The sequence below is a fragment of the Robiginitalea marina genome (assembly GCF_024006985.1).
Lineage (GTDB): Bacteria > Bacteroidota > Bacteroidia > Flavobacteriales > Flavobacteriaceae > Robiginitalea > Robiginitalea marina.
This window is the reverse complement of the sequence record NZ_JAMXIB010000008.1, coordinates 1-25,450: the sequence shown is the minus strand read 5'-3', so window position 1 is coordinate 25,450 and position 25,450 is coordinate 1. Positions and strand designations below refer to the sequence as shown.

Here is a 25,450-nt window from a genome sequence, read left to right as displayed (position 1 = left end):
CTCATCCCCCTACTTATGCGACTCGATCCATTTTCGGGCCTCGACAAATGCCTGCAGCCAGGGCGAAACCGCATCGGCCCGCCCGGGCTCGTAATACGCCCAGTTCCAGGGGAAGATGGAGCGCTCGATATGGGGCATGGTGACCAGGTGGCGCCCGCTATCGTCACAGAGCATTGCGGTATTATAGTCACTGCCATTCGGGTTAGCAGGATAGCCTTCATACCCGTAAGTCGCCACGATATTGTAGCGGTCGGAAGCATAAGGCAACCGGAATTTTCCCTCCCCGTGGGAAATCCAGACCCCCAGGGTGGTGCCGGCAAGGGCTGAAAGCATTACGGAATGGTTTTTCCCGATCTTCACGGAGGTAAAGCTGCTTTCGTGTTTGTGGGAATCATTGAAGGTCATTTTGCCATGCTCCTGATGGTCGGGGTGCAGCAGTTCGAGTTCCATGAACAACTGGCAGCCGTTGCAGATGCCTATGGAAAGCGTATCGGGGCGGCTGAAGAAATTCTGTAAGGCCCTCCTGGCTTTTTCGTTGTATTTGAAGGCCCCGGCCCAGCCCTTGGCACTGCCCAGCACGTCGGAATTGGAGAAGCCCCCCACGGCCCCGATGAACCGGATGCCTTCCAGGGTTTCCCGCCCACTGATCAGGTCGGTCATGTGAACGTCTTTTACATCAAACCCGGCCAGGTATAGGGCATGGGCCATTTCCCGCTCGGAATTGCTTCCCTTTTCCCTGAGGATGGCCGCTTTCGGTCGCTGCCCGACCGGCGTTTTTATAGCGGGGAGCTGGCCCTTAAAGGCCTGGGGGAAGGAAAACGCAAGGGGCTGGTTTTTATAGTTTGCATAACGCTGTGAGGCCAGGTCGGAAGCCGTCTGCTTTTTGTCCAGAAGGTAGGACGTCCTGAACCAGGTATCCCTCAGGGGGGCCACGTCGAGTTCCAGGCTTACGCGTTGGTTCTTGATCCGGATCTCCGGGCGTTCGAGTACCTTTCCGATCCGGTGGAAGGTTATCCCGGCCTTATCCAGCACCTTTTCTATAGTTTCATCCGCGGCCTGCACGACCACCCCGGCGTTTTCCGCAAACAGCACCCTGATCAGGTCCGGTTCCCCCAGGGGTCCCAGGTCCAGTTCGAGCCCGGTTCCCGGGTTGGCAAAGCAACCTTCCAGCAGGGTCGTGATCAACCCGCCGGAAGACACGTCGTGCCCGGCCAGCACCTGCCCCTCGAGGATGAGGCCCTGCAGGGTGTCAAAAGCCCTTGCGAAATATTCCGGGTCCCTGACTGTGGGCGCCTGCCGGCCCACTTTTCCCAGTACCTGTGCAAAAGAGGACCCACCCAGTTTAAACCCGTCGCGGGAGAGGTTCAGGTAATACACCGGCCCTCCTTTTTTCCGGAATACCGGTTCCACCACCTTGCGGATATCCGTGCAGTGCGCGGCCGCTGAGATAATTACGGTACCGGGGGCAAGTACCTCGCGGTCCGGGTATTTTTGTTTCATGGAGAGGGAATCCTTGCCCGTCGGGATATTGATCCCCAGGGCAATGGCGAATTCCGATGCGGCTTTAACCGCCTGGTAAAGTCGTGCATCCTCGCCTTCGTTGTTGCAGGGCCACATCCAGTTGGCCGAGAGGCTTACCGATTTCAGGCCATGCTTCAGCGGGGCCCACACCAGGTTGGTAAGGGCTTCGGCGATGCTGTTGCGGCTCCCGGCTTCCGGGTCGATAAGGGCCGATACCGGCGAATGCCCCAGCGAAGTGGCGATACCTTCGCGGCCTTTGAAATCCAGGGCCATAACCCCACAATTGTTCAGGGGTAATTGCAGGGGCCCCGCGCATTGCTGCTTGGCAACCCTGCCGCCCACGCACCGGTCTACCTTGTTGGTGAGCCAGTCCTTGCAGGCGACGGCCTCCAGTTGGAGAACCTGATCGAGGTAGGAGTGGAACCGTTCCATCTGGTAATCCAGTTCCTGGTAGTGCCGCTCCAGGGTCTTGTCTTCCATAATGGTTTTGGGCGAGCTGCCAAACAGGTCGGCAAGTTCCACGTCCATGGGGGTTTCCGTTTCAGAGGCAATGGTGAAACGCTGGTCCCCGGTTACGTGGCCCACGTCGTATAAAGGTGCGCGCTCCCGTTCAGCCACCCGCCTCAGGAACTCCAGGTCTTCCGGTCCCATGACCAGCCCCATGCGTTCCTGCGATTCGTTCCCGATGAGCTCCCGGGCCGACAGGGTAGGGTCCCCTACGGGGAGGCGCTCAAGGTGGATGTATCCCCCGGTTTCTTCAACCAGTTCGGAGAGGCAGTTCAGGTGCCCGCCGGCGCCGTGGTCGTGGATGGATACTATCGGGTTCTGCTCGCTTTCCACCAGGCCGCGGATCGCATTGGCCGCCCGTTTCTGCATTTCGGGGTTTGACCGTTGAACGGCATTCAATTCTATGGCTGCGCTGAACTCGCCCGTATCGGCGCTGGACACGGCAGCGCCCCCCATCCCGATGCGGTAGTTATCCCCGCCCAGGACCAGGATGCGGTCCCCTTTTCGGGGGGTATCCTTCAGGGCCTGCGAGGCTTTTCCGTAACCAATTCCCCCAGCCAGCATGATCACCTTGTCGTAGCCCACTACCCGTCCCCGTTCCTCATGTTCAAAGGTGAAGACAGAGCCGCAGATCAGGGGCTGTCCGAACTTGTTCCCAAAATCGGAAGCCCCGTTGGAAGCCTTTATCAGGATGTCCACAGGGGTTTGGTAGAGCCATTGGCGCGCGGCCACTCCCTTTTCCCATGGCCGGTCTTTTTCGAGACGGGAATAGGCGGTCATGTAGACGGCCGTACCCGCCAGGGGGAGCGCCCCTTTGCCGCCGGCCAGGCGGTCGCGTATTTCCCCCCCCGACCCGGTGGCTGCCCCGTTGAAGGGCTCTACCGTGGTTGGGAAGTTGTGGGTTTCCGCTTTAAGGGAGAGGACCGAGGCAAAGGGTTTTTCCTCATACCAGTCAGGGACATCGGGCCTTTTCGGGGCGAACTGCACCACCTCAGGCCCTTTCAAAAAAGCCACGTTGTCCTTGTAGGCAGAAACGATGTCATTGGGATGGGCCTCAGCGGTTTTCCGGATGAGCCTGAAAAGGGAATCCGGCATTTCCATGTGGTCGATCACAAAGGTCCCGTTGAAGATTTTATGGCGGCAATGTTCGGAATTCACCTGGCTGAAGCCGAAAACTTCCGAATCGGTTAATGGCCGCCCAAGGCGTTGGCTCAACCGTTCAAGGTATGCGATTTCCTCCCCGCTCAGGGCCAGGCCTTCCTGTTGGTTGTAAGCCTTTATATCGCTGATACCGCGTACGGGTTCTGGTTGGTGGGCTATGTGGAACAACTCCTGTCCCAGGCTGGCATATTTCTGGAACAGCATGGGGTCATATGCGGTGTCCGAAGCGTGGGTGCGGCGGTAGGCCTCGATCCGGCGGATGCCTTCAATCCCCATGTTCTGTGTGATTTCCGTGGCATTCGTACTCCAGGGGGTCACCATGGCCGCCCGGGGCCCAATAAAAAAGGCGTCCACAGACGCCGTATCCAGCCGGGGCTGGTTGCCGAAGAGCCAGCTCAGTTTAGCCGTATTTTCTGCGGACAATTCGCCTTCGCAGGACAAGGCATAGACAGTGGTTTGCGGATCTCCGAAAAAGTGGATCATGGGAAGCCGGCTTGTAGGGGTTTCAGGCCACAAAGGTATTATTTTCATCCCAATGGCACGGGTTGAAGAAATCAACAATCGGGGCCTGTTTTGTCAACAGCTCACCCGACCCGTTCCAATTGGGCCATGTAGAACCCATCAAATCCTTCCCGGGAAGGAAAAACAGCTTCCTCCTTGAGGAGCCGGAACCCCTTACCGGCCTCACCCTCAAGGAATTCGGCCACTTGAAGGTGGTTTTCCGCAGGCAGGATGGAGCAGGTGGCATACACCACCTTCCCGCCGGGTTTCACCATACGGCTATACTCTCGCAGCAGGTCCCGCTGGGTCTGGCAAACCGTTTCCACAAATCCGGGATCCAGTTTCCATTTGGCATCGGGGTTGCGCCTGAGCACCCCCAGCCCGGAACAGGGGGCGTCAATCAGCACGCGGTCGGCCTTACCCTCCAGGCGCTTGACGACCTTGGAGGAGGTGATGGCACGGGCTTCGATGTTGTACGCCCCGGCCCGCCTGGCCCGCCTTTGCAGTTCCTCCAACTTGGCCGGGTACACGTCCAGCGCCAGGAGCTGTCCCCTATTTTCCATAAGCGCCGCCAGGTGCAGGGTTTTTCCCCCGGCCCCCGCGCAGGCGTCCACGACCCGCATCCCGGGGCCTGCTTCCAGGAAGGGGGCCACCTTTTGGGAGGAAGCATCCTGTACCTCGAACCACCCGTCGCGGAAGGCCTGCGTCCTGAAGACATTGGCGCGTTGCTGAAGCTTGAGGGCCCAGGGGTACCCTTCTATAAAATCGGTCTTGAACCCTTCCTTTTCCAATTGCGTCCTGAGGGCTTCAGGTGTCGTACGCAGGGTATTGGCGCGCAACACCACCGGTGCCTGTTGATTCAGGGCTTCCAGTTCCCGTGTCCACGCTTCCTCGCCCAGGCTTTCCGCGCCCAGGCGATCGAGCCAGTCCGGCACCGACTCCCTGAACTTACGCTGTTTTACCAGGTTTGCATGAAGGTCCCTGATTTCTTTTTCCTCCAAACCGGAAAATTCGGGCCAGGCGGGGAGGGAATGCCCTTTCAGCAGGGCCCAGGCACCCAGGATCCGGTACAGGTCTGCCCGGCTGTAGGGTGAAGCAGCCCCGGCAATTTCGGCATACAGCCGTTTCCAGCGGACGATCTCGTACACGGTTTCTGCCACGAAACCACGGTCCCTGCTTCCCCATTGCCGGTTATGTTTCAACAGGGATTCCAGGGCCCGGTCGGCATAGGCCCCCTCGTTAAAGATTTTTTCAAGGGCCTCGATGACCCCGTCTGTCAGGTTTTTATGAAAACGCATCATAGGGGGCAAAGGTACCCTTTTGGCTCAAATAGGGCTATATTTACCCAAACCGGAATGTGAAATGAAAAGAGTATTTGGCTTCTTTTGCCTCATCGGGGCAATGGCTTGCGGGGAACCTCCTGAAGCGGCTCCCTTCCACACGGTGGAGGTAATGACCCTCCTTCAGGACAGCAGTATCTCGGTCCGTGCCCTGGAGCCCATGGCAGGCAGCGTGGGGTTTGCAGGCAGCAACGGCCTTTTCGGCAGCATTGACACCCGGGATTTCACGGTCAGGACAGGCCGTATGGAGTATAAGGGGAGCTACCCTGAATTCCGGGCGGTGGCCCACACCCCTGGCGATTTTTTTATGCTCTCCGCCGGTGACCCGGCCCTTTTGTACAAAACCGGTGGGCAGGGGCGTATGGAACTGGTTTATGAGGAACACGGCCCAGGGGTTTTTTACGATGCCATGGCTTTCTGGGACGACCTGAACGGGGTTGCGGTGGGCGATGCCCTTGGAGGCTGCCTGAGTATCCTGCTTACCCGGGATGGGGGGCTAAGCTGGAATAAACTGCCTTGTGAAGTACTGCCCACGGCCCTGGAGGGCGAAGGGGCCTTTGCTGCCAGTGACACCAATATCGCCATTCGGGGAGGGGAGTGCTGGGTGGTTACCAGCAAAGGCCGGATTTTGCACAGTAGCGACCTGGGTCATAGCTGGGAGGTGTATTCCACTCCGGTGCGCCCGGAATCGGAGACCTACGGCCTGTACAGCCTGGACTTTTACGATACCCTTACCGGTTATGCCATTGGGGGCGACTACACCCTGCCCGAAGATACCCGGGCCAACAAGGTGGCCACCCATGACGGGGGGAAGACCTGGACCCTCCGCGCTTCCGGCAGCGCCCCGGGCTACCGCAGCTGCGTGCAGTATGTGCCCGGGCGCCATGGACGCGACCTGGTAGCCGTTGGGTTTATGGGGATATCCTATTCAAGCGATGGGGGAGACACCTGGGCCCTGCTTTCCAAGGAAGGGTTCTACAGCCTGCGCTTCTTGGACGACTCCACGGCCATAGGCTCCGGAAAAGGAAGGATTTCCAGGCTGCGTTTTCGATAGGGGTTTTAGCGACGGTTACCCTTGCGCTTTCGGTATTCCTCCAGCAAACGACGCCTGAAATCGTGTTCGGCCTTAAAAAGTTCCAGGGTGCGGGTGGCGGAAAACTGATCGGCCATTTTCTGGTAGAACTTACGTTCTGCTTCCTCTTCCTGCGCTTCCAGGGCGAGGTAGCGGTCCAGGATTTTCCGGGCTTCCGTCTCGGGGATGGACCCCAGGGATTCCAGCCTGTTCCTTACTTCGCTGCGCTGCCTGTCCCTGAGGGCTTCGCGTTCTTCTTCGTACTGGTTGTACAGCGGCCAGAATACGCTGGCTTCCTCCGGGCTAAGGCTTAGCCTTTCGGTGAAGAAGGCCACCTTAAGGGCCTTGATTTTTTCCCGGTCATCGGGGTCCTGTCCGAAGGCGGTAGTGACCAGCAGAAAGCCCAGGCACGCCAGGAAGCTTGTTCGAAGGGTCCTAGTTGTCATTTTCCCAGTAGAGTTCATCGTCCGTATCGGTATCGTTTTCCAGGTATTCTATAATTAGCCGGTCCCCGGGACTGGCTTCCAGTACATCGGCCAGGCCTATTTCCCCCAGGGGGATGGTTTCCGTCAGCTCATAGGGCGTGAGGTCCAAATCCCCGGAATCAAGGTAGGCTTCGAGGGTTTCCCCGGCGAGGTCTTCAAACCGGGGCGTGGGGGTATCCCCCTGCGCCCATGGACGGAGGAGGAACAGCAACAGCACGGCAGCTGCTGCCGCAGCGATGGGCAACCTCAAGGCCGGCCACAGCGGGCGCACCGGGTTTTCTTTCTTTTTCAGCTGCTCCTGAAGGCGGTCCGGAAAGGTTTCAAAGTAGTTTTCAGGCACCTTAAATCCGCTTTCCACAGGCGGGGCCTGACCTTCCTCCTCCCGTAACCGGTCGGAGAGGCGCCCCGGAAATCCTCTGAAGTAGCCTTCAGGGACCTTGAACCCATGGTACTTAGATGGTGTGCTCATTGTTTCTTAGACGCTAATTTATCCCAAAGGTTTAATCCTTAAAATCTTAGTGCCGCTCCAACAGGCCTGCCTTGAGGTGTTTTTCTATTTTTTTTACGGCAAGGTGGTAGGAGGCTTTCAGGGAGCCTACCGAGGTATCGAGTACCTCAGACATTTCCTCGTACTTCATCTCCTGGAAATACTTCATATTGAACACCAGTCGCTGTTTTTCCGGAAGCCCGGCCAGTGCCTCCTGCAACTTCAATTCTGCCTGGCCCCCATCGAAATAAGGGTCCGCCTGCAGGTTTTGCACCAGATGCTGTTGCAGGGCCTCACTGCTGCCGCCCCGTATTTTGGCAGTCCGCTTCAGAAAGCTCAAAGCCTCGTTAGTAGCTATGCGGTACATCCAGGAATACAACTTGCTCTCCCCCTTGAAGCTGTCGATGTTCCTATAGACTTTAATAAAGGTTTCCTGGAGCACGTCATCGGCATCCTCATGGGAGAGCACGATGCCCCGGATATGCCAGTAAAGCCGTTCCTGGTACCGCAACACCAGTTCCCTGAAGGCTGCCTCCCGGCTTTTCGGGTCCCTGAGTTGCGCCACTAAAATGGAATCGGCTGACATGGTTGCCATATTGTGCTTTAGACCCCTTCCGGGCCCAAAAGGTTTAACGGGGCCTCAGGAGGGCAGTATCCTTTTTGCCTTATCCGAGTTGTTGCATTTCCACCAGGCGGGAATACACCCCTCCTTTTTGGAGTAGTTCCTCGTGTGTCCCCTGTTCGGCAATTTCACCCTGCTGCATGACCACGATAAGATCGGCTTTCTGGATGGTGCTCAGGCGGTGGGCGATGACCAGGGAGGTGCGGTTGCGCATCATGTTTTCAAGGGCATCCTGCACCAGCCTTTCGCTTTCGGTGTCAAGGGCGGAAGTCGCTTCATCCAGGATCATGATGGGTGGGTTCTTCAGTACGGCCCGGGCGATGGAAAGGCGCTGCTTCTGTCCGCCGCTGAGGCGGTTGCCCCCATCCCCGATGGAGGTGTCATACCCCTGTGGCAGCTGCATGATGAAGTCGTGGGCATTGGCGACGCGGGCAGCAGCTTCCACTTCTTCCCGCGATGCCCCTTCCCGGCCCAACAGGATGTTGTTGTGCACCGTATCGTTGAACAGGAGGGAATCCTGGGTCACCAGGCCCATCAGCTGTCGTACCGAGGCCTTTGTCACTTCGCGGAGGTCGGTGCCGTCGATGGTGATGCAGCCGGAATTCACGTCGTAAAAGCGGGTAACCAGGCTGGCTATCGTACTTTTCCCGCTGCCCGATTGCCCGACCAGGGCCACGGTTTTCCCTTTGGGTACCCTAAGGCTCACCTGCTTCAGGACCGGCTCTTCCCCATAGCTGAAGGAAACATCCTCAAGGCAGAGGCTTTCGTTAAACCCGGTCAGTTGCCTGCCATCCTCCGGATCTTTAATAGGGTTTTCCGTTTCCAGGATTTCGAGTACCCGTTCCGCTGCGGCATTCCCTTTCCGAACCCCGTAGGAAGCCTTGCTGATCGCCTTGGCCGGGGTGAGGATGTTGTAGGCAAGGCCCATGTAGGCGATAAAGGAAGAGGCGTCAAGGGTATTTTCCACAAGCACCATCCGACCCCCGAACCACAGCAGGACCCCGATCACCAGAATACCCAGGAATTCCCCGGTGGGGGAAGCCAGGTTTTGCCGGTTCAGCAGGCTGTTGGAGAAATGGAAGAACCGTCCGGTGGAATCGTGGAAGACCTTTATAAACCGTTTTTCGGCATTGAAGGCCTTCACGATCTTCAGCCCCCCGAGGGTTTCTTCCACAATGGAAAGCAGGGCCCCCTGCTCGGCCTGGACCCGGTCGGAGCGCCGTTTCAGCGATTTCCCGATGCGGGAGATCACGATCCCGGCCAGGGGGATAAAGACAAAGACGAAAACCGTGAGCTCAACACTGATAAAGAACATCACCGCAATGGTAAACAGGATGGTCAGGGGCTCCCTGACAATGAGCTCCAGGATGGAGAGGAAGGAGTGCTGGATCTCCAGTACGTCGGCAGTAATCCGGGCGATCACATCCCCTTTTTTCTTTTCGGAATAATAGGAAACCGGGAGGGAGACGATCTTTTCATAAATCGCATTCCTCAGGTCCTTGAGGATCCCGTTCCTGAGGAAGGTAATGAAGTACATGGCCAGGTAATTGAAGACATTCTTTAACAGGAATAGCAGCAATACCAACCCGATGACCAAAACCAGGGCTTTCATTTTGTCTTCCCCGGCCACGTTGCCCACCTGGTAATACAGCCAGCCCTTTACAAAAGGCTCCAATTGGCCGATGCCCTGGTATACCGGTTTTGTGGCGATTTCCCGGGTTTGCTCAAAAAGCACATCCAGCATGGGGATCAGGGCCGCAAACGAGAGGGCGCTGAAGAGGGCATAGAGGATATTGAAGAAGATATTCAGCAGCCCGTACCGGCGGTAGGGGAGGGCAAAACGGAGGATTTTCCTGAAGTAGCTCATCCGTTTAAGTTGAGTTCCTCCAGGATGCGGTCCAGTTTGGATTCCAGTTCCTGCAGGGCCACAGGGTACGCTTCCGTGTCTTCAATCGGCTGGTGAGCACTCAGGTAGAATTTTATCTTGGGTTCCGTGCCGCTGGGTCGTGCCGCCAGGCGAAGCCCTTCTTCGGTGGTGTAGATCAGTACATTCGACCGGGGCAGTTCGATAGGCCTGGTCGTTCCTTCCCGGGGGTTGCGGGAAACCGACTGCTGGTAATCGTCAATCCGCACCACCGGGGAGCCGTCCAGGCTTGCGGGCGGATTTTCCCGGAATTCCCGCATCATGGCGGAGATTTCCGCCGCCCCGTGCATGCCCTTTTTGGTCAGGGAAACCAGGCGTTCCCGATAGCAGCCAAAATCCACATAGCACTGCAATAACTCCTGGTAAAAGCTGCTTCCCCGCGACTTGGCCGCCGAAGCAATTTCGCAGGCCAGGAGGGTCGCGGTCACGGCATCCTTGTCCCGTACAAAGTCCCCAACCATATAGCCGAAACTTTCCTCCCCGCCCCCGACAAAGTGTTGGTCGGGAAAATCCCGGATCATCTTGGCGATCCACTTAAACCCGGTCAGGGAGGTCTTGCATTCCACCCCATAGGCATCGGCCATGGCCTGCATCATGGGGGTGGAAACAATGGTGGAGGCAATGAATTCATCCCCTTGAAAACCGGCTTTTTTCCGGTGGTCCAGCAGGAAGCGGGTCATGAGCACCATGGTCTGGTTGCCGTTGAGCAATTCGAGTTGCCCTTCGGCATTCCGCACGGCAATCCCAAGCCGGTCGCTGTCGGGGTCTGTGCCAATAACGATATCGGCCCCAATTTCCGCGCCTTTTTCCAGGGCGATTTTCAGGGCTTCGGGTTCCTCCGGGTTGGGGGATTTTACGGTAGGGAAGCTCCCGTCAGGGGTAGCCTGGCTTTCGATGATGGTAACCCCGGTATAGCCGGCCCGCCTGAGGACCTCGGGGATGGCGGTTATGGACGTCCCGTGCAGGGAGGTAAACACTATGGAGAGGGCTTCCCGCCCCGGGGCATCGAAACTCCCGTGCTGCACGCAGGCGTTTATAAAGGCCTCGTCGACTTCCCGGTCAATGGCAGTGATCAGCTCCTGCCGGGCTTCAAACCGGATATCCTCGTACCGGAGGCGGTTGATCCGGTCAATGATCTCCTGGTCCTGGGGGGGTACGATTTGCCCCCCGTCGGTCCAGTAAACCTTATACCCATTGTATTCGGGCGGGTTATGGGACGCGGTCAGGACGATCCCCGCATGGCATCCGAGGTGCCGCACGGCAAAAGAAAGCTCAGGGGTGGTGCGCAGCTCTGAAAACAAAAAGACCCCGATCCCGTTGGCGGAAAATACCTCGGCCACCGTGCGGGCCAGGGACTGGCTGTTGTGCCTGCAGTCATAGGCGATGACGACCTTCAGGCCATCGGGCCCATATACCTCCCGGAGGTAATCGCTCAGGCCCTGGGTACTTTTCCCGAGGGTGTATTTGTTGATCCGGTTGGTGCCCGTCCCCATGATCCCCCTCATGCCGCCGGTTCCAAATTCAAGCGTTTTGTAAAAACGGTCGGTAAGTTCTTCCGGGTTTTTTTCGATCAGTTCCCTGATATCCGCCTTTACCGCCGGGTCGAAAAAATCGGTCAGCCAGCTTTGGGCAGCCTCCAGGATGGAAGGGTCGATGGGCATGGGTGGTTTTTTGGCAAAGTTACATCAGAAAATCTAAAAAGGGGACAGGGCAGGACCCCAGCAGGCGTGCCTAACCCGTGACTTCATGAACGGCCCCTGTCAGGGGTTTGTCGAGATTCAGGGTTTCCTGGATGGTATATCGCTCCTGGTTCTTTTTTACCCTGAGGATCATTTCCCCCAAAAACCCGGCCAGGAACATTTGCGTCCCGATAACCATGGCAGTAAGGGAGATGAAAAATTCCGGACGCTGGGCCAGCAGCCGGCCAGTTGGGTTCAGGAACAATTTGTCGATTCCCAGGTAGAGGGCAAAGCCAAACCCGATTACAAACATGAGCACCCCCAGGGCCCCGAAAAGGTGCATGGGTCGCTTGCCGAATTTGGAAACAAACCAAATGGTGATCAGGTCGAGGAACCCTTTGATAAAACGGTCTGCCCCAAATTTTGTTTTCCCGTATTTCCTGGCCTGGTGGCGTACCACCTGTTCCCCGACATTCCCGAAGCCTGCATTCTTGGCCAATACCGGGATGTACCGGTGCATCTCCCCGGAAACCTCTATATTCTCGATGACTTCCCTGCGGAAGGCCTTCAGGCCGCAATTAAAGTCGTGAAGGCGCACCCCCGAGGTTTTTCGGGCCGCCCAGTTAAACAACTTGGACGGCAGGTTTTTCATCAGCAGGGAATCATACCGCTTTTTCTTCCAGCCCGAGACCATGTCGTAGCCCTTTTCCCTGACCATCCCCACCATTTCCGGGATTTCCTCGGGGTTGTCCTGCAAATCGGCATCCATGGTGATCACTACCTCCCCCCTTGCCGCCCTGAACCCGGCGTGCAGGGCCTGGGATTTCCCGAAATTTTTCCGGAACCGTATCCCGCGAACTTCAGGGTGGGTGGCAGCGAGCTCCCGGATAATCCCCCAACTGTTATCGGTACTGCCGTCGTCGATGAACAGGACCTCATACGAAAAACCATTGGATTGCATGACATCTGCAATCCAATGGTAGAGTTCTCCGAGGGATTCCTCCTCGTTCAGCAGGGGGATGACGATGGACAGGTGCATCAAGGGGTATGGCTTTTTCCTCCCCAAAGGTAGGCTTTTGGGATTAATACTCCGGACGCGCCTTCTTGAAGATCAGGCCTCCCACAAGGCCGATGAGCAATCCCAACAGGATATTGACGATCAGGATCACAGGGTAGCCCACCCACCAGAATTTAAGGCCCATTTCCTTCTGCTGCTGGATGATTTCCGGGGTCAGGTTAGGGTCGGAAGCCGCTTCGGCCAGCCGGGCGTCCATGACTTTGGACGGGAAATCCGGATCGAGGACATTGGTGAGGACCAGGGTCCAAAGGATCGTAAGTACCCCGGCGATCAAGGCGATCCCGGCCCCAAGTTTCAAGGCCTGTCCAACAGTGAGGAAGCCCTCATTGGCTTTTCTGAAGCTGATGATCCCCCAGAAGATCACCCCGATCATCATGGCTATACTCACAATGGAATTGACCGGGCTTTGGGAGGTATGGGCATCGCTGATAAACAGCATTATCCCGAAGACGACCCCCAGACCCCCGAGGATCAGTCCGTAGTTAAGGGAAAATTTACCGGTTTTGGGTGCAGTGGATTCCATACTATCTATATTTAAGGTTTGGTGGCTATTGGTTTATTCCCAGGGGGAAACGTTACACCAAAATATGGATTTAATTTCATTTTTTTCGGCTGGGGTCCTAAGGATTTAAAATAAAAATTCCTTACATTTGCACCCTTGAAAAATTGCAGGAATTAATCGTATTACCCATGAAAAAAGGCATTCACCCCGAAAATTACAGGCTGGTAGCGTTCAAGGACATGTCCAATGAGGATGTCTTCATCACCAAATCCACGGCAGATACCAGAGAGACCCTTGAAGTGGATGGGGTGGAATACCCCCTGGTGAAACTGGAAATTTCCAGGACCTCACACCCGTATTACACCGGGAAAGCCAAACTGGTCGATACCGCAGGCCGGATCGACAAATTCAAAAACAAATACCAGAAGTTCAAAAAGGACTAAGGGGCAACCGCCACTTTTTTGTCCTTACACGCATATTGGGCAGTACCCCCTGGGGTATTGCCCTTTTTTTTTGGCCTCTTTTCCGCGGTATTTGGCAGGCCGGGAAGGAATACGGTGAATTGTTACCTTTGTCCTAAAATGGCCTGCCATGCATTATATCCTTTTTGACGGTGACCGGCGCGAAGCCCTCCTTCCCCTTACCTACACCCGCCCCGTGGGCGCCTTGCGCACCGGCATCCTTACCTTGCAGGAAAAGTGGGCCCACGACCTGGGTGCCCCCGTTTCATTTTCGACGGTAGCCTACCTCAGCGGGAAATTTCCCATGGAGGCCGGTACCGACAACCTGTTTATCAAAGGCTCGCTGCTTCCCGATGCCCACCTGGTGCAGGCGGTGCAGAACCTGAAAAAAGGCGAAGCCCTTTTCGGGCCTCCCGGCCTGCTTGCCTATCGCAGCCCGGAGCCTTTGGAGGAGGGACAGCTTGAGGGCCTGGGGCGCATCGCCTACCCTGGGGACGTTCTGGAGTTGCGCAATACCTGGGATATTTTTTCCATCAACGGCCCGGCCCTGGAACAGGATTTTGAAAGGCTTACCCGGGGCCGTGAATCGATGCCCCTCCCGGCCTCGAACCGGGCGGTTCACCCCGAACACATCTTCCTGGAGGAAGGCGCCAGCGTGGAGTTCAGCATCCTGAACGCCTCAGAAGGCCCCATCTACATCGGGCAGGGTGCCACGGTCATGGAAGGGAGTTTAATAAGGGGCGGGTTTGCCCTCGGCGCGCATGGGGTGGTAAAGATGGGGGCAAAGATTTACGGGCCCACCACGGCAGGCCCCTGGTGCAAAATAGGGGGAGAAGTCAACAATGCAGTCCTGTTCGGGTACTCCAACAAGGGCCACGACGGGTTCCTGGGGAACTCCGTTTTGGGGGAATGGTGCAACCTTGGGGCTGACACCAACAATTCCAACCTGAAGAACAATTACGCCAGGGTGCGGCTCTGGAATTACCAGAGTGGTGGTTTTGACCAAACCGGCTTGCAATTCTGCGGCCTGGTCATGGGCGACCACAGCAAATCGGCGATCAATACCATGTTCAACACAGGGACCGTCGTTGGGGTCAGCTGCAATATTTTTGCGGCCGGGTTCCCGCGGAATTTCATCCCCAGCTTCAGTTGGGGCGGGACATCCGGGTTTAGCACCTACTTCCCGGAAAAAGCTTTTGAAGCGGCCCGGGTGGCCATGGAGCGCCGGGGACAGGAATTTACCCGGGAAGATGAGGAGATCTTCCTGCAGGTGTTTGAACAAAGCCGGAAGTACCGGAAATCCTGATGCCGGTCGCGCCCTCTTTCTGCAAGGCACTGGCTTTCTGCTGATTTTTGGTATCTTTGCGGCCTTAAAAAACCGCTTAAAACGGGTATGGAACGAAAGGTGGCTTATCACACCCTGGGGTGCAAGCTCAATTTTACGGAAACTTCCACCATTGCCCGGGACCTTGAAAAAGACGGGTTCCGGAAAGTGGATTTTTCGGAGGCTGCGGACCTGTATGTCATCAATACCTGTTCCGTGACGGAGAATGCCGACCGGAAGTTCCGGACCGCGCTCCGGCAGGCGCAAAAGGCAAACCCGGAAGGGCTCGTGGCCGTGGTGGGCTGTTATGCCCAGCTCCAGCCGGGGGAGATTGCCGCCATACCAGGGGTGGACCTTGTCCTCGGGGCCACCGAGAAATTCAACCTGGGGCAGTACCTGCAGGGCCTGGGCAAACAGGAAACCGGGCAGGTGCATTCCTGTGAGATCGATCAGGCAGATTTTTACGTGGGCAGCTATGCCATCGGGGACCGTACCCGGGCTTTCCTGAAGGTGCAGGACGGGTGCGACTATAAGTGTACTTATTGTACCATTCCCCTTGCCCGGGGGATTTCCCGCAGCGACACCATGGAGAATGTATTGCGGAATGCCGCTGAGATCGCCGGGCAGGGCATCCGGGAAATCGTGCTTACTGGGGTAAATATTGGGGATTACGGAAAGGGGGAGTTCGGGAACAAAAAGCATGAGCACACTTTCCTGGAGCTCATCCAGGCCCTGGATACCGTGGAAGGCATCCACCGGCTGCGCATTTCTTCCATTGAGCCCAACCTGCTTACCAACGACATCATTGACTTTGTCGCTTGCAGCAACAGTTTCGTACCCCATTTCCACATCCCCCTGCAGAGCGGCAGCAACCAAATCCTCAGGCGCATGCGCCGGCGCTATTTGAGGGAATTGTATGCCGAACGGGTCTCCCGCATCCGGGAACGGATGCCCCATGCCTGTATCGGGGTGGACGTCATCGTCGGATTTCCCGGGGAAGGGGAGGAAGCGTTCATGGAAACCTATGAATTCCTTCACGGGCTCGACATCGCCTACCTCCATGTTTTCCCCTACTCGGAGCGGCCCAATACCCCTGCTGCTGCCATGGACGGGGTGGTTTCCGCGAAGCAGCGGGCCCGCAGGAGCACCCTGCTGCGGGGCCTTTCGGAAAAGAAGCGGAGGGCGTTTTACGAAAGCCAACTCGGCCTGCCCAGGATGGTACTATTTGAAGGGGAAAATAAAAAGGGCTATATCCATGGCTTTACGGAAAACTACGTGAAGGTAAAGGCCCCCTGGGACCCTGCCCTGGTCAACACCCTGCACCGGGTAGTTCTTGACAGGATAGACTCCGATGGGTTGGTGCGTTTGGCCCCTGAGGGGGATCCCCGAAATAAAAAACCCGGCACTGTGGCCGGGATACTGGGATTGCCGTAAGGGGTGCTGTTTATATCCGGATGCCTATAGGCAGCATTTCCTTGTACTGGCGATTTTTTCGCAGGAACCCCGCAATTTGCGGGCTTGTCGGAACTACGCGCAGGTTTTGTTCCTGGATGTGGTGCAGTACGGCCTTGATGAACTCTTCTTTGAAACCTTCCCGGTCGATGGCTTCCGGGATCACTAATTTGGTGAGGAATACCTTGCGCTCCTGTGAGGAGTACTCGATTTTTGCCAGCTCCCCGTCTACGCGAATTTCAAATTGGCGCAGAAAGCTGTTGTCCTTGATGGCCAGATCACTCATATAGTTTGATTTAATTTGGTTTCAGATGAAAAAAATGCGATCTATGCCATCGGAGCTGAGCCTGTAAAAAGATCGCTTTTCTGGAAGTTTTAAAGAACAACCAAAACAGAATGCTAAAGTACTAAAAAAAATGCTAAAAAACTAAGATTTAGCGTGTTTTGAACCCGGATACCCCTAATAAGATCCACGTATATCTGATCCCCGGCCTTGCCGCCAGCCCCGAGATTTTTGAATTCATCCACCTTCCCCCTGCCGAGTTCGAAGTCCACCTGCTGAAGTGGTTTATTCCGCGGCCGGGGATGACCCTCAGCGAGTATGCCGCAGAGATGGCTAAAAAGGTAACCCACCCCAATCCGGTGCTGGTAGGGGTGTCTTTTGGAGGGATGCTGGCACAGGAAATGGCCGGCTACCTGCAGCCCCGCAAAACCATTATTATTTCGAGCATCAAGTCGCGCCTGGAAATGCCCCGGCGGCTCCTGGTAGCCCGGTATACCCGCCTGTACAAACTCCTCCCCACAGGTATCATCAGCAATGTGGAAGTTTTGGCGCGGCTGGCCTTTGGCGATCCGGTCAAAAAGCGGTTGCAGCTTTACGAGCGGTATCTGGCCGTGCGCGACAAAACCTACCTCGACTGGGCCCTTGACCGCATCGTCCATTGGGAACGCGATACCCCCATTCCCGGCCTGGTCCATATCCATGGCGATAAGGATTCCGTATTCCCCATGGCCCACATCGGTTCGTGTATTGCGGTGCCCGGGGGTACCCATACCATGATCCTTCACCGCCACCGATGGCTAAATGAACACCTCCCTGCAATAATTTTGCAGGATGATAGTTCCTTTTAATACCTTTGAATACAAACTTTTAAGCCCTGTCTTATGCGATTTCTGAAAAACAGCCTGATGTTTCTTGGGTTCCTGTTCGTGGTCAGCACCCTCATTTTTGCCGTACAGCAGGGATTGGAACCGCCCGAATCACCGGCTGCTTCAGGGCCGGCTACTGACCCGGAATTGCGGGTTAGCCCGACGTATCAGATATCGGCCATCGCGATCCCGGACGATCTCAATTTTGCCGGGGAACCGGTGCCCCAGGACGACCCCGAGGTACTGGAGCGGATTGACCGGGAGTTCCTTGTCAACACCTACTGGCAGTCCAATGCCCTGCTGCTGATGAAGCGGTCACACCAGTATTTCCCGGTTATTGAGCCTATCCTGGCCAAAAACGGCATCCCTGATGATTTCAAATACCTTGCAGTGGCTGAGAGCGGCCTGCAAAACGTGGTTTCCCCTGCAGGGGCCACCGGCTTTTGGCAGATTATGAAGGCCACGGGAAAGGAATATGGCCTGGAGATCAATGAAAATGTGGATGAGCGGTACCACCTCGAAAAATCGACCGAGGTGGCCTGCCGTTACCTGAAGAAATACAAAGAGAAATACGGAAGCTGGACCCTGGCGGCCGCGGCCTATAATGCGGGTACTGGTGCGATCGATCGCTTCATGTCGGTCCAGCAGGCCGGCGGCTACTACGATTTGTTGCTCGGGCAGGAAACCGGCCGGTACCTCTTCCGCATCCTGGCCATCAAGGAAATCCTTTCCAACCCCGACAAATACGGTTTTATGATGGAAGAGGAGCACCTGTACAAAAATGTCCCCACCTTCCAGGTTGAGGTCGATACCCCGGTGGCCAATTTTGCAGAGTTTGCGACCCAGTATGGCATCAATTACAAGATCCTCAAGCGCCATAATCCCTGGCTCAGGGAACCCCACCTGAATAACGCCTCCCGGAAGGTATACCAGCTCGATATCCCGATGAAGGGCTATTACCGGGTTGGGCCCTGATCGTCGGGAGGCTTTGGGGCCCTTCGGGCAACTTTCATCTTGGGCAACTCTAACGGCATGGATATGGAAGCGCTTCTGACCAACCCCTGGACGCTAACCCTGGTGCTTACCGGGGTGATTTTCGCAATTTCAGGCACCATCCTCTGGAAATACCCCCCAAAGAACATCAACTGGCTCTACGGGTATCGAACGGCCCGTTCCATGAAAAGCCAGGAATGCTGGGATTTTGCGCAAACCTATGCCGCACGCGGTATGGTTTGGGTCGGAGGGATACAGCTGGTGCTGGGCCTGGCCGGCCTTCAGTTCCCAATGCATCCCGGATGGGCTGCTTTTCTGGCGATTGTGGTGATGTGCCTGATGATCGGTGTCCTCCTTTTCAGGGTAGAGCATGCCCTAAAGGCCCGTTTCGGGACATAAGCAGGGGGGCAATTAATTTTCGTTTACATTCTTTACCGCCGGCCTGGTTTAAACCCTCGTTACGCGGACAGTAGGTTCAGGGCCTGATGGTGGAATGCAGGTATTCCGGGTAAATTGAAGCCGGGTGGGGGAGGGGAAGCTTGGGTGTTGACCTCAAGTCAGCCTTGGTTTCTACTTTACAGGACCAAAGCAATGTTATTACAAGAACGAATAACGGATGGTTTTAAATCAATATCTTATACACTATCAGCACATTAAAAATCAGTTTTTTCAAAATCATTCATAATTTTAAGCAATTCGTCACTGTTTATGTTCCTGCCATTTAATCGAACGTGGTAGCGCTTATTTTTGATATACTCTACTTCGGACAGCGTTATTTCCTTGTCCTGTTCTTCCTTCACCATAATTCTCAAATGGCTTAGGGTATAGGTTTTAGTCCACCCATTAGATGTCTTTAAATCCATGTCCTGTGCAAGCATTCTATAAACCGCGTTTATATGCCCTTGTCCGTTTGTACCCGCACCGTCTGTAATGGTAACGGTAATAACTTTGCTTTCATCTGTTGATTCCGTATCGTTACTGTAGGTTGCTGTAACCATTTGCATTCCAGATTCTGAAGCGCTTCTTAGGGGTACTCCCGATATATTCCGGGGCAATTTAGAGATGAGTTGTGTTGTGGTAAATGGCGTTATTTTATGGAGTTCCTCCCGCCATACCCCATCGCCGGGTGACTTTTCAAAATTATTGACCTTCTCTTCTACCGATTCGGTGTATTTCTCTGCCGTTTGCCGGCACGATATACTTGTAAAAGAAAGTAAAAGTAACAGACTTAAAACAGGTGTTCTGATAATGGTGTGGATTTAAAACGCAACAAATAACTCCCCATTGCTAATGCTGTGAGAGCTTCTATCCATTGGGTTGATTACCGTCCCTGAAAATGTAGCTCTAACGCCCGTTTCATTCAACTCAAGAATGTTTACTGTGGATTGCGGGTTGTTTGGATCTGTGGCCGTTAACAAAGAATTTGTTTGAGAGATAAACCCTAACTCCGGTCCCACAAACAAATTTCCAAAGGGTCCAAACTCCACAAATCCCCCATCACCGTAGATCCCTGCCCTAATTTCATCCTGAGAGTAAATCAGGATTGAAACGGCTTCGGAAGAACCCGAACTGTCTTCGGGAATACTGCCGTTAATGGATAAAAAGTGCCTGCCATCGGGCATGATTCCGGTGAAGGCCTGCAGGTAATCTTTTTCATTGAAGAGGAACTCTGTGCCGTTAAATGTTACTTTGATATAATCCTCGCTATTTGAGGCAATGTTCCTTTTCCCTTGGTTATCAATGCCACCTACCAGTGGGACGAGCCACAAAAGCACTAAATAAACTGCATTTATTTTCATCTTAATGGGTATTGGAAGCATTACTTTTTCCTGCCACTGGATTCAGGCCGTTGAGAAGGCTCCTCCCTTTCTGAAGGCTTCCCTCTTTCCGCGCAGTGTTAAATTAAACAAAAAGATGTTTTGAGGGGCATGCTCCCCGGAAGATTTTTCAGGATATTCCCCTGTATCTTTCCTGCGAAAGAATTTTTGAAGAGGGAACCTGTTCCCCGCTTCTGCGGACCTTACGTCTCCGGGTCGGCTTTTTGGATTCCCCGGCACAAATACGCCCCGGGGATATCCTCATGACAGGTCCTGTAAACCGCTCTATGTCGTTGTTCTGACCTGGCTTTACATGCGGGATGTATTTGATCCGGAGATCCTCCGGGTGGCAGTAGTTCAAAAACACCCGGGAGAGAAACTCCGGTCCATTTTCTGCGTGGATGGCCTGGGGGTCGCATGCTTCAATGGCCTCCATTGCCATTGGAATACCCCGCATAGCAAAAATTACGTTTCCTTCAGCGGGGTTTACGGTCGTAGTCGTCAGGCAGCTTAAAGACCCGGGAGTACCTGCCTGCGGTCAGATTATCGGCTATGAAGAATGCATTCCATCCGTAACAGGGTGCCGCAGGTACGGCCAGGGAACCTGCTTAGATGCGTTTCAATTGCTGCTGCATCATCTTGATCTGCTCCCCCAGCATGTTGTTTTTATCCAGCTTTTTGGCCTCCTGCAGCAGGGTAACCGCTTCCCGTTTCCTGCGTTTCTGCATGGCGATTCCCGCCAGGCTCAGTTTCGCCATGGCCACATCGTAATCCATGTTCAGCCCTAATTTAAGGGCTTTGCGAAAGTATTTCTCGGCCTGGGTCAGGTTCTTCTGGGAGAAGATGATGCCGTAGAGATAGTTGTAATACCCCTGTTGCTTGGTAGTCAGCGCGCTTTCCGGATTTTTTATCTTCTGAAGCCATTTCTCGGTCCCTTCCAGGTCCTGTTTCCTCATCCGCAAAAAAGACAGGAGGATAATCTCATTTCGGAAATAGAGGAAAACGAAGATAAGGGACAGCAGGATCAGGAAGATTCCGTTGCCAATTTCGCCTTCCGCGAACTGGTACCCTGCAAAGGCCACTATAGCAATGGCAAGGGCAAGCTTGATGTTTTTATTGAACATGTTTCTGGTCTATTAAACGGTACACTACATTGGACGTTACCACGGTAGGGACCTCCAGGGGCCCTGTCTGGGAGAGGGTGGATATTCCCCTGGCCTGGTTGGTTACCCGCATTTCAAGTATGAAACCGCTGTGGCGGTCTGTTGAAAGGGTGCTTTCCTGTTTCCCGGTCAGTTCCATGGTCATGGAGGGTTCTTCCACCCGCATGGTCACCTCGGCCTTCCCGCTGATGGAAGCGCGGTCCGTGGTAAGGCTGTCGAGCCTCCAGAGATTTTTCGCCTGCAATTTCCCTCCAAAGGCATTGCGCCACTGGTCCCCAACCTGGACCGGGGTCCCGGAATACAGGTAGGTCATTTGTTCATAACTGCGCGCAAGGGCCTCAGAGCCGTATTCCTGCTCCAGGGACTTGCGCATCACCGTCCGGGCAAACCCTTCCGGCACGCCTGATTTTTGGATAACCTGGGAAACCAGGCTGTCGCCCCCGCTGACCTGCAGGATTTTTCCCTTGCGGTCAATTTCCATCTGTACGGGCACGTTCAGCAGGGCGTTGAAGACCATCGACTGGGCATCCCCGTTCTGAGGTTCGGACGCATGGACGTCGAGGAGTATGCCGCCCTGCCCGTCTTCGATCTGGAAAACGAGGTCTCTGAACAGGAACTCCAGCAAATAGCCCTTTTCCCTCACTTTAAGGACCCTGTACTGCAGAATCCCGGAAATGCGGTTGGTGAGCACCTGGGTGGTTTCTTCCAGGGTCTGGGAGACCCGTTGTTCTGCCTGTTGTTCAAAGGTGAAAACGTCTCCTTCCCTGAGCCGGTATTCCAGCATTACCTGGGAATATACCGCGCCCTGAAAACCGACAAAAACGCAAAGAATGGCCAAAACTTTCTGCATGGGAAATGCTCCTGGAGGATCCGGTGCAAAAGTAGTAAAAACAATGCTAAAAAAATTTATTTGGGTTTGGGAATGCGAAAACTCTTTGTATATTTGCGCCCAGATTTTTGCACGGCCACAGGGCCTCAACCGTACACCGGTTAAACCACAATCCATGAAGAGAACATTCCAGCCCTCGAAAAGAAAACGTAGGAACAAGCACGGGTTCCGTGAGCGTATGGCCTCTGCCAACGGCAGAAAGGTTTTGGCGCGCAGAAGAGCTAAGGGACGTAAAAAAATAAGCGTATCTTCCGAGCCGAGGCACAAAAAGTAATGGGATACCCATTGTACAAATAATCCAGGTGTTACTTGCTGAAAGTAACACCTTTTTTTTATCCAGAAATTTCAAATTCCACCCCAAATGCCCAAACGCAAAGACATACACTCCGTACTGATAATTGGTTCCGGCCCCATCATCATCGGTCAGGCCTGCGAGTTTGACTACTCTGGGTCTCAGGCACTCCGGTCGCTGCGGGAAGACGGCATCAAGACGGTCCTGATCAACAGCAACCCGGCTACCATCATGACCGACCCTTCGATGGCCGACCATGTGTACCTGCTCCCCCTGACCACCCGGTCGATTGCAGAAGTGCTCCAAAAGCACCCGGAAATCGACGCGGTCCTTCCGACCATGGGGGGTCAGACTGCCCTGAACCTCTGTATCGAGGCGGGGGAAAAGGGGATCTGGGAAGAATTTGGGATCAAGATCATCGGGGTCGATATCGACGCCATCAACATTACCGAAGACCGCGAAAAATTCCGGGAACTTATGACGCGCATTGGGGTGAAGATGGCCCCGCAGGCAACGGCCACCTCTTTTCTTAAAGGGAAGGAAATTGCCCAGGAATTTGGTTTTCCCCTGGTGATCCGTGCCAGCTATACCCTTGGAGGGGCCGGGGCTTCCATAGTTTACCGTCCTGAAGATTTCGATGAATTGCTGAGCCGTGGCCTGGAAATTTCCCCGATCCACGAGGTGATGATCGACAAGGCCATGATGGGTTGGAAGGAGTACGAGTTGGAGTTGCTCCGCGACAAGAACGACAATGTGGTCATTATCTGTACCATCGAAAACATGGACCCAATGGGCATACACACCGGGGATTCCATCACGGTGGCTCCGGCCATGACCCTCTCCGACCGGACCTTCCAGCGCATGCGCGACATGGCCATTAAAATGATGCGCAGCATCGGGGATTTTGCCGGGGGTTGCAATGTGCAATTTGCCGTGAGCCCCGACCAGGAAGAGGAAATCATCGCCATTGAGATCAACCCCAGGGTTTCCAGGTCATCGGCCCTGGCTTCCAAGGCAACGGGGTATCCCATTGCCAAGGTGGCGGCCAAGCTGGCCATAGGGTATACCCTGGATGAACTCAAAAACCAGATTACCCAATCTACTTCCGCCCTGTTCGAACCTACGCTGGATTATGTGATCGTGAAGATCCCCAGGTGGAATTTTGACAAATTCGAGGGGGCCGACCGCACCCTTGGCCTGCAGATGAAATCGGTAGGCGAGGTTATGGGGATCGGGCGCTCCTTCCAGGAAGCCCTGCACAAGGCCACCCAGTCGCTTGAGATCAAGCGAAACGGGTTGGGGGCCGACGGGAAAAGTTACACCGACTACGACCAGATTATCCAGAAGTTGACTTACGCCAGCTGGGACCGGGTCTTTGTCATCTACGATGCCATTCAACTGGGCATTCCCCTTAGCCGCATCCATGAGATCACCCGCATCGACATGTGGTTCCTTCGCCAGTATGAAGAATTGTACCAGCTGGAAAAGGAAATCAGCCGGTACAATGTGGAGACCCTCCCGAAAGAGCTGCTGCTGGAGGCCAAGCAGAAGGGGTTTGCCGACCGGCAGATCGCCCACATGCTGGAGTGCTGGGAAAGCGAGGTACACAGCAAGCGCATGGCCATGGGGATCAGGCGGGTGTATAAGCTGGTAGATACCTGTGCGGCAGAGTTCCGGGCCATGACGCCCTATTACTATTCCACCTTCGAGGAGGAAATAGAAACGCCGTCCAAAGAGCGCTTTGTGGCCAACGACAGCGAGGTGACCGACCGCAAAAAGATCGTGGTGCTTGGCTCGGGGCCCAACCGGATCGGGCAGGGGATCGAATTCGACTACTGTTGTGTACACGGGGTACTGGCCGCTGCGGAATGCGGTTATGAAACCATCATGATCAACTGCAACCCGGAAACCGTATCCACCGATTTTGATACGGCCGACAAACTTTATTTTGAACCCGTCTTCTGGGAACACATCTACGACATTATCCTCCATGAAAAACCGGAAGGGGTAATCGTGCAGCTCGGGGGGCAGACAGCCCTGAAACTGGCCGAAAAGCTCGACAAATACGGGATCCGGATCATGGGCACCACCTTCCAGTCCCTCGACCTGGCAGAGGACCGCGGAAGTTTTTCAACCCTGTTGAAAGACAACGGCATCCCCTACCCGGAGTTCGGGGTGGCCGAAAGCGCCGATGAAGCCCTGAAACTGGCTGAAAAACTCAAATTCCCCCTTTTGGTGCGCCCCTCCTACGTGCTCGGGGGACAGGGGATGAAAATCGTCATCAACAAGGAAGAGCTGGAAGCCCATGTGGTGGACCTGCTTCGGAACATCCCCAACAATAAGCTCCTGCTCGACCATTACCTGGATGGGGCCATTGAGGCAGAAGCCGATGCCATTTGCGACGGGGAAGAGGTTTATATCATCGGGATTATGGAACATATCGAACCCTGTGGGGTCCACTCCGGGGATTCGAATGCCACCCTGCCCCCGTTCAACCTGGGTGAATTCGTCATACAGCAGATCAGGGACCACACCAAGAAGATCGCCCTTGCCCTCAACACGGTGGGGCTGATCAATATACAGTTCGCCATCAAGGGCGACCAGGTGTATATCATCGAGGCTAACCCGCGCGCGTCCCGTACGGTACCCTTTATTGCGAAAGCCTACGGGGAGCCCTACGTGAACTACGCAACCAAGGTCATGCTGGGCCACAACAAACTCAAAGACTTCACCTTTAACCCGCAGCTCGAAGGGTTTGCCATCAAGCAGCCTGTATTCAGCTTCAATAAATTCCCGAAGGTCAACAAGAACCTGGGGCCGGAAATGAAGAGCACGGGCGAGAGCATCCTTTTTATCAAAAACCTGAAAGACGATGCCTTCTACAACCTCTACTCCAGGCGGAAGATGTACCTGAGCAAATAAATGAGATCCCGTATCCCCGGCGCTGAGCCGGGGATACGGCCGATCGAATTTATCCCGCCCCCGGCGGGATCTTTTTTTTTCAACAGGTCAGGGTGTCCCCCGGCGCTGA

Annotated in this window: 24 protein-coding genes; 9 read left to right on the top strand and 15 right to left on the bottom strand. The window is 55.0% G+C overall.

The features are described 5' to 3' along the window. Nucleotides 1-9: 9 nt before the first annotated feature. On the bottom strand, nucleotides 10-3,672 hold the full coding sequence (gene purL / locus NG653_RS10710) for a phosphoribosylformylglycinamidine synthase (RefSeq protein WP_252741699.1): 3,663 nt from the start codon (nucleotides 3,670-3,672) through the stop codon (nucleotides 10-12). A 101-nt stretch (nucleotides 3,673-3,773) separates the two neighbouring features. Then, the gene (locus tag NG653_RS10705) at nucleotides 3,774-4,988 is read right to left on the bottom strand and encodes an RsmB/NOP family class I SAM-dependent RNA methyltransferase (protein ID WP_252741779.1); all 1,215 of its coding nucleotides are present in this window, start codon (nucleotides 4,986-4,988) and stop codon (nucleotides 3,774-3,776) included. A gap of 64 nt (nucleotides 4,989-5,052) precedes the next feature. On the opposite strand from NG653_RS10705, the gene NG653_RS10700 reads away from it, so the two are divergent. After that, a complete protein-coding gene (locus NG653_RS10700) occupies nucleotides 5,053-6,084 on the top strand; it encodes a WD40/YVTN/BNR-like repeat-containing protein (RefSeq protein WP_252741698.1) in 1,032 nt (343 codons plus the stop codon). A 5-nt stretch (nucleotides 6,085-6,089) separates the two neighbouring features. On the opposite strand, the gene NG653_RS10695 is transcribed toward NG653_RS10700, so the two are convergent. The 7 genes from NG653_RS10695 to NG653_RS10665 all read right to left on the bottom strand — a co-directional run bounded on the left by NG653_RS10695 (nucleotide 6,090) and on the right by NG653_RS10665 (nucleotide 12,900). Continuing rightward, on the bottom strand, nucleotides 6,090-6,548 hold the full coding sequence (locus NG653_RS10695) for a hypothetical protein (RefSeq protein WP_252741697.1): 459 nt from the start codon (nucleotides 6,546-6,548) through the stop codon (nucleotides 6,090-6,092). Continuing rightward, complete coding sequence (locus NG653_RS10690) at nucleotides 6,538-7,056, bottom strand: hypothetical protein (protein WP_252741696.1); 519 nt, start codon at nucleotides 7,054-7,056, stop codon at nucleotides 6,538-6,540. Before NG653_RS10690 ends, NG653_RS10695 begins: the two co-directional genes overlap by 11 nt. Before the next feature lie 46 nt (nucleotides 7,057-7,102). Further along, complete coding sequence (locus NG653_RS10685) at nucleotides 7,103-7,660, bottom strand: RNA polymerase sigma factor (RefSeq protein WP_252741778.1); 558 nt, start codon at nucleotides 7,658-7,660, stop codon at nucleotides 7,103-7,105. Nucleotides 7,661-7,739: 79 nt separating this feature from the next. Next, nucleotides 7,740-9,563 carry an ABC transporter ATP-binding protein gene (locus NG653_RS10680; RefSeq protein ID WP_252741695.1) on the bottom strand — a complete coding sequence of 608 codons (1,824 nt, stop codon included), beginning with the start codon at nucleotides 9,561-9,563 and terminating at the stop codon, nucleotides 7,740-7,742. Further along, nucleotides 9,560-11,281, bottom strand: a complete 1,722-nt coding sequence (locus NG653_RS10675; protein WP_252741694.1) for a phospho-sugar mutase — start codon at nucleotides 11,279-11,281, stop codon at nucleotides 9,560-9,562. The genes NG653_RS10680 and NG653_RS10675 overlap by 4 nt, the downstream gene beginning before the upstream one ends. A 70-nt stretch (nucleotides 11,282-11,351) precedes the next feature. Further along, nucleotides 11,352-12,338 (bottom strand): glycosyltransferase family 2 protein, encoded by a 987-nt coding sequence (locus NG653_RS10670; protein WP_252741693.1) that lies wholly within the window; start codon nucleotides 12,336-12,338, stop codon nucleotides 11,352-11,354. A 43-nt stretch (nucleotides 12,339-12,381) separates the two neighbouring features. Then, on the bottom strand, nucleotides 12,382-12,900 hold the full coding sequence (locus NG653_RS10665) for a DUF4199 domain-containing protein (RefSeq protein ID WP_252741692.1): 519 nt from the start codon (nucleotides 12,898-12,900) through the stop codon (nucleotides 12,382-12,384). A gap of 167 nt (nucleotides 12,901-13,067) precedes the next feature. Here NG653_RS10665 and NG653_RS10660 point away from each other — a divergent pair, with 167 nt between their 5' ends. From NG653_RS10660 to mtaB, 3 genes are all read left to right on the top strand, one after another. After that, nucleotides 13,068-13,322 (top strand): type B 50S ribosomal protein L31, encoded by a 255-nt coding sequence (locus tag NG653_RS10660; protein ID WP_252741691.1) that lies wholly within the window; start codon nucleotides 13,068-13,070, stop codon nucleotides 13,320-13,322. A 148-nt stretch (nucleotides 13,323-13,470) separates the two neighbouring features. Further along, nucleotides 13,471-14,646 carry a GlmU family protein gene (locus tag NG653_RS10655; RefSeq protein ID WP_252741690.1) on the top strand — a complete coding sequence of 392 codons (1,176 nt, stop codon included), beginning with the start codon at nucleotides 13,471-13,473 and terminating at the stop codon, nucleotides 14,644-14,646. 87 nt (nucleotides 14,647-14,733) lie between these two features. After that, nucleotides 14,734-16,098: a tRNA (N(6)-L-threonylcarbamoyladenosine(37)-C(2))-methylthiotransferase MtaB gene (gene mtaB / locus NG653_RS10650; RefSeq protein ID WP_252741689.1), complete on the top strand. Its 1,365-nt coding sequence runs from the start codon at nucleotides 14,734-14,736 to the stop codon at nucleotides 16,096-16,098. Nucleotides 16,099-16,108: 10 nt separating this feature from the next. Here the strand turns inward: mtaB and NG653_RS10645 are convergent, their stop codons facing one another. Further along, a complete protein-coding gene (locus tag NG653_RS10645; protein WP_252741688.1) occupies nucleotides 16,109-16,402 on the bottom strand; it encodes a GNAT family N-acetyltransferase in 294 nt (97 codons plus the stop codon). A gap of 158 nt (nucleotides 16,403-16,560) precedes the next feature. Here NG653_RS10645 and NG653_RS10640 point away from each other — a divergent pair, with 158 nt between their 5' ends. The 3 genes from NG653_RS10640 (at nucleotide 16,561) to NG653_RS10630 (ending at nucleotide 18,657) form a co-directional block, all read left to right on the top strand. Then, nucleotides 16,561-17,247 carry an alpha/beta hydrolase gene (locus NG653_RS10640; RefSeq protein WP_252741687.1) on the top strand — a complete coding sequence of 229 codons (687 nt, stop codon included), beginning with the start codon at nucleotides 16,561-16,563 and terminating at the stop codon, nucleotides 17,245-17,247. 33 nt (nucleotides 17,248-17,280) lie between these two features. Then, nucleotides 17,281-18,240 carry a lytic transglycosylase domain-containing protein gene (locus tag NG653_RS10635; RefSeq protein WP_252741686.1) on the top strand — a complete coding sequence of 320 codons (960 nt, stop codon included), beginning with the start codon at nucleotides 17,281-17,283 and terminating at the stop codon, nucleotides 18,238-18,240. Between the two features lie 63 nt (nucleotides 18,241-18,303). After that, on the top strand, nucleotides 18,304-18,657 hold the full coding sequence (locus NG653_RS10630) for an SdpI family protein (RefSeq protein WP_252741685.1): 354 nt from the start codon (nucleotides 18,304-18,306) through the stop codon (nucleotides 18,655-18,657). Between the two features lie 254 nt (nucleotides 18,658-18,911). Here the strand turns inward: NG653_RS10630 and NG653_RS10625 are convergent, their stop codons facing one another. The 5 genes from NG653_RS10625 to NG653_RS10605 form a co-directional block, all read right to left on the bottom strand. After that, the gene (locus NG653_RS10625; RefSeq protein WP_252741684.1) at nucleotides 18,912-19,256 is read right to left on the bottom strand and encodes a hypothetical protein; all 345 of its coding nucleotides are present in this window, start codon (nucleotides 19,254-19,256) and stop codon (nucleotides 18,912-18,914) included. Between the two features lie 261 nt (nucleotides 19,257-19,517). Next, nucleotides 19,518-20,057, bottom strand: a complete 540-nt coding sequence (locus NG653_RS10620) for a hypothetical protein (RefSeq protein ID WP_252741683.1) — start codon at nucleotides 20,055-20,057, stop codon at nucleotides 19,518-19,520. 148 nt (nucleotides 20,058-20,205) lie between these two features. Next, nucleotides 20,206-20,511 carry a hypothetical protein gene (locus NG653_RS10615; RefSeq protein ID WP_252741682.1) on the bottom strand — a complete coding sequence of 102 codons (306 nt, stop codon included), beginning with the start codon at nucleotides 20,509-20,511 and terminating at the stop codon, nucleotides 20,206-20,208. Nucleotides 20,512-20,683: 172 nt separating this feature from the next. Continuing rightward, complete coding sequence (locus tag NG653_RS10610) at nucleotides 20,684-21,199, bottom strand: tetratricopeptide repeat protein (protein ID WP_252741681.1); 516 nt, start codon at nucleotides 21,197-21,199, stop codon at nucleotides 20,684-20,686. After that, nucleotides 21,189-22,088 (bottom strand): DUF6263 family protein, encoded by a 900-nt coding sequence (locus NG653_RS10605; RefSeq protein WP_252741680.1) that lies wholly within the window; start codon nucleotides 22,086-22,088, stop codon nucleotides 21,189-21,191. The genes NG653_RS10610 and NG653_RS10605 overlap by 11 nt, the downstream gene beginning before the upstream one ends. 154 nt (nucleotides 22,089-22,242) lie before the next feature. On the opposite strand from NG653_RS10605, the gene rpmH reads away from it, so the two are divergent. Then, nucleotides 22,243-22,401: a 50S ribosomal protein L34 gene (rpmH, locus tag NG653_RS10600; RefSeq protein ID WP_252741777.1), complete on the top strand. Its 159-nt coding sequence runs from the start codon at nucleotides 22,243-22,245 to the stop codon at nucleotides 22,399-22,401. 87 nt (nucleotides 22,402-22,488) lie between these two features. Beyond that, a complete protein-coding gene (gene carB, locus NG653_RS10595) occupies nucleotides 22,489-25,341 on the top strand; it encodes a carbamoyl-phosphate synthase large subunit (RefSeq protein ID WP_252741679.1) in 2,853 nt (950 codons plus the stop codon). The last annotated feature ends 109 nt before the right edge of the window (nucleotides 25,342-25,450 follow it).